The sequence below is a fragment of the Pseudomonas sp. yb_5 genome, from assembly GCF_043103865.1.
In the GTDB taxonomy this organism is placed as follows: domain Bacteria; phylum Pseudomonadota; class Gammaproteobacteria; order Pseudomonadales; family Pseudomonadaceae; genus Aquipseudomonas; species Aquipseudomonas putida_Y.
In genome coordinates, this window is record NZ_JBICKE010000046.1 from 1 (window position 1) to 8,969 (window position 8,969).

At 63.2% G+C, this 8,969-nt stretch carries 10 protein-coding genes; 3 read left to right on the plus strand and 7 right to left on the minus strand.

Annotation, left to right across the window (positions count from 1 at the left end):
• Positions 1-61: 61 nt before the first annotated feature.
• Both ACF8GF_RS05450 and ACF8GF_RS05455 read left to right on the plus strand, forming a co-directional pair.
• The gene (locus tag ACF8GF_RS05450) at positions 62-907 is read left to right on the plus strand and encodes an AAA family ATPase (RefSeq protein ID WP_392487546.1); all 846 of its coding nucleotides are present in this window, start codon (positions 62-64) and stop codon (positions 905-907) included.
• 13 nt (positions 908-920) lie between these two features.
• Complete coding sequence (locus ACF8GF_RS05455) at positions 921-2,099, plus strand: VWA domain-containing protein (protein ID WP_021783384.1); 1,179 nt, start codon at positions 921-923, stop codon at positions 2,097-2,099.
• A 120-nt stretch (positions 2,100-2,219) separates the two neighbouring features.
• On the opposite strand, the gene ACF8GF_RS05460 is transcribed toward ACF8GF_RS05455, so the two are convergent.
• From ACF8GF_RS05460 to ACF8GF_RS05475, 4 genes are read right to left on the minus strand one after another with little or no spacing between them, the layout of a single operon-like run.
• A complete protein-coding gene (locus ACF8GF_RS05460; protein WP_209967525.1) occupies positions 2,220-3,137 on the minus strand; it encodes a biotin-dependent carboxyltransferase family protein in 918 nt (305 codons plus the stop codon).
• Positions 3,134-3,820, minus strand: coding sequence for a 5-oxoprolinase subunit PxpB (gene pxpB / locus ACF8GF_RS05465; RefSeq protein WP_176685598.1), 687 nt, complete (start codon positions 3,818-3,820; stop codon positions 3,134-3,136). Before pxpB ends, ACF8GF_RS05460 begins: the two co-directional genes overlap by 4 nt.
• Entirely contained in the window at positions 3,820-4,596 is a 777-nt protein-coding gene (locus ACF8GF_RS05470) for a 5-oxoprolinase subunit PxpA (protein ID WP_209967530.1), read from the minus strand. The genes pxpB and ACF8GF_RS05470 overlap by 1 nt, the downstream gene beginning before the upstream one ends.
• Positions 4,597-4,605: 9 nt before the next feature.
• Complete coding sequence (locus ACF8GF_RS05475; RefSeq protein ID WP_176685600.1) at positions 4,606-5,892, minus strand: MFS transporter; 1,287 nt, start codon at positions 5,890-5,892, stop codon at positions 4,606-4,608.
• A 130-nt stretch (positions 5,893-6,022) separates the two neighbouring features.
• Between ACF8GF_RS05475 and ACF8GF_RS05480 the strand changes: the two genes are divergently transcribed.
• A complete protein-coding gene (locus ACF8GF_RS05480; RefSeq protein ID WP_176685601.1) occupies positions 6,023-6,934 on the plus strand; it encodes a LysR family transcriptional regulator in 912 nt (303 codons plus the stop codon).
• 134 nt (positions 6,935-7,068) lie between these two features.
• Here ACF8GF_RS05480 and ACF8GF_RS05485 read toward each other — a convergent pair whose 3' ends face one another.
• The 3 genes from ACF8GF_RS05485 to ACF8GF_RS05495 are packed head-to-tail and all read right to left on the minus strand — an operon-like array spanning position 7,069 to position 8,885.
• Positions 7,069-7,590, minus strand: a complete 522-nt coding sequence (locus ACF8GF_RS05485; protein ID WP_003254669.1) for a DUF2937 family protein — start codon at positions 7,588-7,590, stop codon at positions 7,069-7,071.
• 9 nt (positions 7,591-7,599) lie between these two features.
• On the minus strand, positions 7,600-8,373 hold the full coding sequence (locus tag ACF8GF_RS05490) for a class II glutamine amidotransferase (protein ID WP_003254671.1): 774 nt from the start codon (positions 8,371-8,373) through the stop codon (positions 7,600-7,602).
• 14 nt (positions 8,374-8,387) lie between these two features.
• Positions 8,388-8,885 carry an MFS transporter gene (locus ACF8GF_RS05495; RefSeq protein ID WP_176685790.1) on the minus strand — a complete coding sequence of 166 codons (498 nt, stop codon included), beginning with the start codon at positions 8,883-8,885 and terminating at the stop codon, positions 8,388-8,390.
• Positions 8,886-8,969 lie beyond the last annotated feature (84 nt).

An 8,969-nucleotide genomic window follows, 5' to 3' on the forward strand; every position in this document is an offset into this window, starting at 1 on the left:
CCGTAGGAGCGGGTTTACCCGCGAGGAGGCCCGCAAAGCCCTGAATAGAGGACACCCCCCCATGAAGTTCGAAGGCACCCGCGACTACGTCGCCACAGACGACCTGAAACTGGCGGTAAACGCGGCCATTACCCTCGAACGCCCGCTGTTGGTCAAGGGCGAACCAGGCACCGGCAAAACCATGCTCGCCGAGCAGCTGGCAGCCTCGTTCGGTGCGCGCCTGATCACCTGGCACATCAAGTCCACCACCAAGGCCCACCAGGGGCTGTACGAGTACGACGCAGTCAGCCGCCTGCGTGATTCGCAGCTGGGCGTGGACAAGGTGCACGATGTGCGCAACTACCTGAAAAAGGGCAAACTCTGGGAGGCCTTCGAGGCCGACGAGCGGGTCATCCTGCTGATCGACGAAATCGACAAGGCCGATATCGAATTCCCCAACGACCTGCTGCAAGAACTCGACAAGATGGAGTTCTACGTCTATGAAATCGACGAGACCATCAAGGCCAGACAGCGTCCGATCATCATCATTACCTCGAACAACGAAAAAGAGCTGCCGGATGCCTTCCTGCGCCGCTGCTTCTTCCACTACATCGCCTTCCCCGACCGCACTACCCTGCAGCAGATTGTCGACGTGCACTACCCGAACATCAGCCAGTCGCTGGTCAGCGAGGCGCTGGATGTGTTCTTCGATGTGCGCAAGGTGCCGGGCCTGAAGAAAAAGCCGTCCACCTCCGAGCTGGTCGACTGGCTCAAGCTGCTGATGGCCGACAACATCGGTGAAGCGGTGCTGCGCGAACGCGACCCGACCAAGGCCATCCCACCGCTGGCCGGTGCGCTGGTGAAAAACGAGCAGGATGTACAACTGCTCGAGCGCCTGGCCTTCATGAGCGGGCGCGGCAACCGCTGACAGGAGCAGGGCCATGCTGCTCAATCTGTTCAATGAGATGCGTGCGGCCAAGGTGCCGGTTTCGGTGCGTGAGCTGCTCGACCTGCACCAGGCCTTGCAAAAGCGCGTGGTGTTTGCCGACATGGACGAGTTCTACTACCTCGCCCGCGCCATCCTGGTGAAGGACGAACGCCACTTCGACAAGTTCGACCGTGCCTTCGCCGCCTATTTCAAGGGCCTGGAAAACCTCGACCGGCACATCGAGGCGCTGATTCCTGAAGACTGGCTGCGCAAAGAGTTCGAGCGCTCGCTGACTGACGAAGAGCGCGCGCAGATCCAGTCGCTGGGCGGCCTGGACAAGCTTATCGAGGCATTCAAGAAACGCCTCGAAGAGCAAAAGGAGCGCCACGCTGGCGGCAACAAGTGGATTGGTACCGGCGGTACCAGCCCATTCGGCTCGGGCGGCTTCAATCCCGAGGGCATCCGCGTCGGTGACGCCGGCAAGCGTCAGGGCAAGGCGGTAAAGGTCTGGGACCAACGCGAGTACAAGAACCTCGATGACCAGGTCGAGCTGGGCACCCGCAACATCAAGCTGGCCCTGCGTCGGCTACGCAAGTTCGCCCGCGAAGGCGCCGCCGAAGAGCTCGACATCGACGGCACCATCGACCACACCGCGCGGGATGCCGGGTTGCTGAACATCCAGATGCGCCCTGAACGGCGCAACACCGTGAAGCTGCTGTTGCTGTTCGACATTGGCGGTTCGATGGATGCGCACGTCAAAGTCTGCGAAGAGCTGTTCTCGGCCTGCAAGACCGAGTTCAAGCACCTGGAGTATTACTACTTCCACAATTGCGTTTATGAGTCGGTGTGGAAGAACAACCTGCGCCGCACGTCCGAACGTTTTTCCACCTTCGACCTGCTGCACAAGTATGGCGATGACTACAAGGTGGTGTTCGTCGGTGACGCGGCCATGGCGCCCTACGAGATCACCCAGCCGGGTGGCAGCGTGGAGCACTGGAACGAAGAAGCCGGGTATGTGTGGATCCAGCGCTTCATGGAAAAATTCAAGAAAATCATCTGGATCAACCCTTACCCCAAGCAGGCCTGGGAATACACCGCGTCGACCCATCTGGTGCGGGACCTGATCGAGGACAAGATGTATCCGCTGACCCTGCAAGGGTTGGAGGAAGGGATGCGCTACCTGTCCAAGTGAGGTTGCCTGTACCGGCCCTTTCGCGGGCTCGCCCGCTCCCACAGGCCCCCCACATTCACAACCCTCAAATGCAGTGCTATCCCTGTGGGAGCGGGCAAGCCCGCGAAAGGGCCAGCAGCCTTACGACCAACGCCCCAGGTAAATCTGCTGCTCACGCCAGGCCTCGTCCTGCACCACCGCCCTGAACCGCACCACCGCCCCCGGCATGCACTGCGCCAGTTGCGCCAGCGCCAGCGGCGTCAGCGCGCCCAGCCGCGGGTACCCACCAATGGTCTGCCGGTCATTGAGCAACACGATCGGCTGGCCATCCGGCGGCACCTGCACCGCCCCCAGCGGGATCCCTTCGGAGATCATCGGCGCCCCTTGGTAGACCAGCTGCGGGCCCAACAACCGGATGCCCATGCGGTCAGCCCGGCTATCCAGTGTCCACTCCCGGTTGAATGCCTCGAACAGGCTGGTACCGCTGAATTCGCCGATCTGTGCGCCTATCACCAGATCGAGCACCGGCTTTTTGGCAAACTGCGGGCACAACGCTTGCGGCACTTCGCGCAGGGGTGCATTGCTACCGGTAAAAGCCAATGCCTGGTGTTTAGCCAGCGCAGCACCCTGACCATCGATGCCACCCAAGGCTTCACGCACCACGGTGGCACAACTGCCCAGCACATCCTTGCCCTGAAACCCTCCCGGTGCCGCCAGATACGCCCGCACACCCCGTTTTGGCTGCTTCAGGGTCAAGCGCTGCCCCTTGGCCAGGGCAAAACTGCGCCATGGCACCAGGGGCTGACCATCGACACACGCATCCAGGTCGGCACCGGCCAGGGCCAGCACGCAATCCTGTTCGGCCACTACGCAAAAACCACCCAGCGCCACCTCGACCACCGGCGCCCCCAACGGGTTGCCCAGCAGCCAGTTGGCCCAGTGCATCGCCACCCAGTCCAGCGCCCCGCCCTGGGTCACGCCCAAATGACGCACGCCAAAGCGCCCGGCATCCTGTAACTGGCACAACGGCGTACTGGCCTCGATCCTCAACAGCTTCATCCCTGCGCCTCCACATCACCACCCATGGTCAGGAACTCACTGCGCGAAACCGGCACGAAGCGCACCCGGTCACCGGGTTGCAAGAGGCTGTAACCCTCACGCTCACGGTCGAACAAACGCACCGGGGTGCGCCCAATCAGGTTCCAGCCACCCGGCGATACTGCCGGATACGCTGCCGTCTGGCGTTCGGCAATGCCCACGCTGCCCGCCGCCACGCGCTTGCGCGGGGTACTCAGACGAGGGCTGGCCAGGCGCTCGTCGACCAGGCCCATGAAGCCGAAACCGGGTGCGAAGCCCAGGGCAAACACCGGGTAATCACGTTCGCAGTGCAAGCGAACAATCTCGGCTTCACTCAAGCCGCTGCGGGCCGCCAGCACAGGCAGCTCAGGGCCGACACTGGCGTCGTACCACACCGGGATCTCGTGTCGGCGGCCGCCATTGCCGGTGTCAGGCTGCAAGCCGTCCAGCGCCTGAGCGATTCGCGCCCTCGCCTCGCCCGGCGGCAGGGCCGACTGCACCATCAGCGTGGTGTAGGACGGCACCAGGTCCAGCAGGTGCTCGCCGAACGCCGCGCTCAAGCGCCGGCTGGCGGCGAGCATCCATGGCATGTTGGCCTCATCGATACGGTCGAACAGGCGTACCATCAGGCTGTCGATGGCGACCACTTCGATTCGGGGCTTCATCACGCCTCCAGCCCATCGAGGGCCTGGCGAATCTGCCGCACCGCCGCCACCGAACTCTCGTTGTCGCCATGCACGCAGAGGGTGCGGGCGGCGAGCTGCAAGGCACTGCCATCGTCAGCCACCAGCGTTTCGCCTCGGGCCAGACGCACAGCCTGCTCCACCACCCGCGCCGGGTCGTGATGCACCGCGCCCGGCAGGCGCCGCGACAGCAGATGGCCGCTGGCGGTGTATGCGCGGTCTGCGAACGCCTCGAACCACAGCTGCACGCCCATTTCATCACCCAGTGCCTGGGCGGCTCGGTTGTCGGCGGTGGCCATCAGCATCAACGGCAGGTGGCTGTCATAGGCCGCTACGGCCTCCAGTACGGTACGCAGCTTGAACGGGTCGGCCATCATGTCGTTGTACAGCGCCCCATGGGGCTTCACATAGGCCACACGGCCACCCAGCACTTTGCAGATGCCATCCAGCGCACCGATCTGGTAATGCAGCAGGTCGCGGATTTCTTCCGGGCTGCAGGCCATGGAACGGCGGCCAAAGCCGACCAGGTCCGGGTAGGCCGGATGAGCGCCGATAGTCACCCCGTGCTCCAACGCCAACGCCACGGTGCGACGCATGATACCGGGGTCACCGGCATGGTAACCGCAGGCGATGTTGGCGCAATCGATGTAAGGCATGACTTCGGCATCCAGGCCCATGCGCCAGCTGCCGAAACTCTCGCCCATGTCGCAATTGAGTAGCAGGCGTTCCACCACGCGGTCTCCCTTGTCGTTGTGCATATACCTACCTTACCGCGCCTGCAGGTGTTTGCCGCGGGTTTCTGGCAGGCTCAGCGCCGCCAAGATCACAATGCCGTAGGACACAGCAGAGAACACACCGATACCCAGGCCCAGCGGAACATTCTGGCCGAGCATGCCGATCATCAACGGGAACAGCGCGGCGATGACCTTGCCGATGTTGTAGCAGAAGCCTTGCCCCGAACCCCGAATGCGCGTGGGGAACAGTTCGGTCAGAAATGCCCCCATGCCGCTGAAGATACCCGAGGCGAAGAAGCCCAACGGGAGGCCCAGCCACAGCATCACACCATCGCTGACCGGCATCTGCGTGTACAACAGCACAATGACGAAAGAGCCCACGGCGAACAGGATGAAGTTCTTCTTGCGCCCCAGCAGGTCGGACAGATAAGCGCTGACCACATAGCCCACGTACGAGCCGACGATCACCATGGCCAGATAGCCACCCGTGCCCAGCACACTCAGGCCGCGTTCGTTCTTCAGGAAGGTTGGCAGCCACGAGGTGATGGCGTAGTAACCGCCGAGCGCGCCGGTGGTCAGCAGGGATGCCCGCACGGTGGTCCAGAGCATGCCCGGGGCGAAGATTTCGTAGAAGCGCGAAGGTGCCTCGGCGTTTTCCACTGCCTTGGCCTTGCGATATACCTCAGGGTCCTTGACCAGGCGGCGAACGAAGATCACGAAGATTGCCGGTACCAGCCCCAGCAGGAACAACGCACGCCAGGCCTGCTCTGCCGGCAGCCAAGAGAACAGCAGCGCATAGAGGATGGCTGTGAGGCCCCAGCCGATTGCCCAGCCGGACTGCACCATGCCCACCGCCTTGCCGCGGTCCTGGGCGCGGATCACCTCGCCGATCAACACCGCACCGGCGGTCCACTCGCCACCGAAGCCAAAGCCCATCAGGGTTCGGGCAATCAGCAGTTGCTCGTAGTTCTGAGCGAAGCCACACAGGAAAGTGAAGAAGGCGAACCACAATACCGTCAGTTGCAGGGTACGCACCCGGCCGATGCGGTCGGAGAGAATACCGGCCACCCAGCCTCCTGCAGCGGAGGCGATCAGCGTGCTGGTGTGGATCAAGCCGGCTTCGGTGGTGGTGAGCCCCCACAGCATGATCAGCGTAGGGATGACGAAGCTGAGCATCTGCGTGTCCATGCCGTCCAGGCCATAGCCGATCTTGCAGCTCCAGAAGGTACGTCGTTGCTGTTTGTCGATGTCGCGGTACCAGGCGAAAGGCCCGGACGAAGGGAAGGAACTGACCTGCTGCTGCGCGCCGGTGGGGTTCATGGATGCCTCGGCTTGTTGGTATTGTTTTATGGGCGACATAAAGCGTCGCGGCCTGGGCGCCATTGTTCAGAGGCCGCCTCGCCTGCGTCCAACGAAAAAAACCGCCGGTCTGGAACAAGAAAAACTGATCATGAACCTTCGCTTCCTCGAAACCTTCGTCTGGGTCGCCCGGCTCAAGAGCTTCCGCTTGACGGCAGAAAAGCTGTTCACCACCCAGGCCTCGGTATCCAGCCGTATTGCCGCACTGGAGGCTGACCTGGGCGTGAAGCTGCTGCTACGCGACTCTCGCGGGGTCAGCCTGACCCCGGAGGGCGGCAAGGTGCTGGAATACGCCGAACGCATGCTGGAAACCGCCAAGGCCATGAAGCAGTCGCTGGACAGCGACCGGGCCAAGGTCGGACGCATTCGCATCGGGGTGATGGACACTGTGATCCACACCTGGATGAGCGCACTGGTGGCGGAGTTGAGCGAGCGCTACCCGCAGGTGGAAATCGAACTGGTGGCCGACACCGCGCTGAACTTGCGCGAGCAGTTGCAGAAGGGTTTTCTTGACGTGATCTTGCAGACCGACTTGCTGCGCGAGCAATCGATCCGCAGCCTCGACCTGGCGCGCTACCCAATGGGCTGGGTGGTGGCCGCAGGCGCCCACCAGCACAGGGACTATGCGTCGCTGGCCGAACTTGGGCGCGAGCGCATCATCACCTTCTCGAAGAATTCACGGCCGCACCAGGAGGTGCTGAGCTTGCTGCAGACTGCGGGGGCAGAGGCGCCGCGGTTGAATTGCGTGAATTCGGTGGCGGCGATTACCCGGCTGTTGCGCGACGGTTTTGGCATTGGCGCGCTACCGCCGGCGCTGGTGGATGCCGAGTTGGGCCGGGGCGAGCTGGTGCTGCTGGAAGGGTTGCAGCCGCCGCCGAGCCTGGAGCTGGTGGTGGCGTGGCAGACCGGGGTGGTGTTGGTAGATGAGGTGGTTGGGGTTTGCCGGCAGGTGCTGGAGCGGTATGCGCGGGATGTGGGTGGGCAGCGAATCGTGCTGGTCTGAACGACGGTCTCCGCCTGTACCGGCCCTTTCGCGGGCTTGCCCGCTCCCACAGGATCATCACAGGCCTGGCGGGCCAGGTTGTACCTGTGGGAGCGGCCAAGCCCGCGAAAGGGCCGGTACAGGCACAGCAGAACTTAGCGCCAGCTCTCTTTCACCACCCTGCGCCGCCCGCCCAGGATCAGCCAGCCAATCCCCAGCAACAGGCTTTCGACCACAAAGGCCAGCACAAAACCGGCACCCACACCCCAGCCAATCGCCTCGGGCACCAGCAGAATCTGGTAGCTGTAGCCATTGAGGGTTTCTTCGCGCAACTGCGGGTCGGCCTGCACCAGCACATGCCAGGTACGCTCGGCCCATGACCCTTGCAGCACCTGCCATTCGTTTTCCAGCAGTTCGTTGCGGATCATCAGGCTTTCGATGCTGTTGGCGTCACTGTTGAACACCGGATCGTCGCTGCTGCGGTAGTGCTGCAGCAGCGCCTGCAAGTCGCCCTTGAAAAAGCGCTCGGCCGTTTGCCGGAACCCATCGAGCGCCTCGCGCGATTCGAACAGGTGCGCCTCGACCCGCTGGCTATAGTCCTTGACCAGCCCAGGGACCTGGATACCGGCCAGCAGGCCGAAGGTGAACAACAGCAATCGCAGGTAACTTCTGAACATGCAGCGTCCTTAGCTCTGGCCGTGCGCCACGCACTCGCCGTGCCGCCACAGGGCCCACTGACCCGGCGCGTAGCGGTGCCAGGTCTCGTTCTCGGTCAAGGCCTCGGTGGCAATCACCGTGACCACGTCGTTGGGGGTGGTTTCGGTATGAAAATCGACGATCAGGTCGACATCCTTCAACCGTGCGGCACCAAATGGCGCTCGGCGGGTAATGTGCACCAGCTTGGTCGAGCAAAAACAGAACAGCCAGTCGCCATCGCTGAGCATGCAGTTGAATACGCCCTGACCACGGTAGCCGGCACAGGCTTCGACCAGCACTGGCAGTAGCTGTTCCACCGGCACCGGTTCGGGGAAGGCGCTGCGGATGCGGTTGAGCAGGTCGCAGAAGGCCGCTTCGCTGTCGGTGTCGCCCACTGGCCGGTAGAAACTGGCCAGGCCCTTGAAGTCACCCAGTTGGCCGTTGTGCGCGAAGCACCAGTTGCGGCCCCACATTTCCCGCACGAACGGGTGGGTATTGGACAGGCACACCCTGCCGACGTTGGCCTGACGGATATGACCGATCACCACTTCGCTTTTGATCGGGTAGCGCTGCACGAGGTTGGCCACTTCCGACTCGCTGCTCGCCGCCGGGTCCTGGAACAGGCGCAGACCACGACCTTCGTAAAAGCCTATACCCCAGCCGTCACGGTGCGGGCCGGTACGCCCGCCCCGCTGCATCAGGCCGGTGAAGCTGAAAACGATGTCGGTAGGGACATTGGCACTCATGCCCAGCAGTTCGCACACAGGCGTGTCTCCGTTTACAGACGAGGCTCGACCCGGCCTGCGCCACGCGCTGCGGCTGGCGGCAAGTCGTCACGGTACCGGTCGCTGCGCTCGGCAGCCAGCGGCGCCTGGGCGCCGAGCTGATCATCCTCGGCCAGCTGACGCCTGGCGGCAGCCTCGGTCTGTTCACGGCGCGTGCGCGCGCGTTTTTCCAGCGGCCAGCGAAGCAGCACGAAGAGGAAGTACAGGGCAAAGGCGATCATGCCGTACATGGCGAAGTCCGACACAGCGCGCCAGGCGTTATTGCCGACCTTGAAGGCAACATCCAGTGCGGTGATGGCGATTGCAGGGGCGAAACTGTCCTTGACCGGGTCGACGATGGTCGGGGTCAGCAGCAGCACCGCCAGCACCACCCGTAGCGGTTCGCGCAGCCAGCGCCACATCCAGCCGGTGAGCTTGAAGCCCACCAGCAGGCACCCTAAGGCGGCCACTGCGTAAAGGCCCCAGGCGAAGGTGTAGTCGTTCTCGGTCATGGTGTTCGTGCAAGCCAGGCAAAGAGATGCCTATGATAAACACTTTTCCGGGCGCAGACAGTGTTTGCCTGTGCCGGCGTCTTC

Excerpts from the sequence above, each read along its gene's own strand:
- ACF8GF_RS05450 (WP_392487546.1), top strand. The coding sequence starts at position 62 with ATGAAGTTCGAAGGCACCCGCGACTACGTCGCCACAGACGACCTGAAA.
- ACF8GF_RS05455 (WP_021783384.1), top strand. The coding sequence starts at position 921 with ATGCTGCTCAATCTGTTCAATGAGATGCGTGCGGCCAAGGTGCCGGTT.
- ACF8GF_RS05460 (WP_209967525.1), bottom strand. The coding sequence starts at position 3,137 with ATGAAGCTGTTGAGGATCGAGGCCAGTACGCCGTTGTGCCAGTTACAG.
- pxpB (WP_176685598.1), bottom strand. The coding sequence starts at position 3,820 with ATGAAGCCCCGAATCGAAGTGGTCGCCATCGACAGCCTGATGGTACGC.
- ACF8GF_RS05470 (WP_209967530.1), bottom strand. The coding sequence starts at position 4,596 with ATGCACAACGACAAGGGAGACCGCGTGGTGGAACGCCTGCTACTCAAT.
- ACF8GF_RS05475 (WP_176685600.1), bottom strand. The coding sequence starts at position 5,892 with ATGAACCCCACCGGCGCGCAGCAGCAGGTCAGTTCCTTCCCTTCGTCC.
- ACF8GF_RS05480 (WP_176685601.1), top strand. The coding sequence starts at position 6,023 with ATGAACCTTCGCTTCCTCGAAACCTTCGTCTGGGTCGCCCGGCTCAAG.
- ACF8GF_RS05485 (WP_003254669.1), bottom strand. The coding sequence starts at position 7,590 with ATGTTCAGAAGTTACCTGCGATTGCTGTTGTTCACCTTCGGCCTGCTG.
- ACF8GF_RS05495 (WP_176685790.1), bottom strand. The coding sequence starts at position 8,885 with ATGACCGAGAACGACTACACCTTCGCCTGGGGCCTTTACGCAGTGGCC.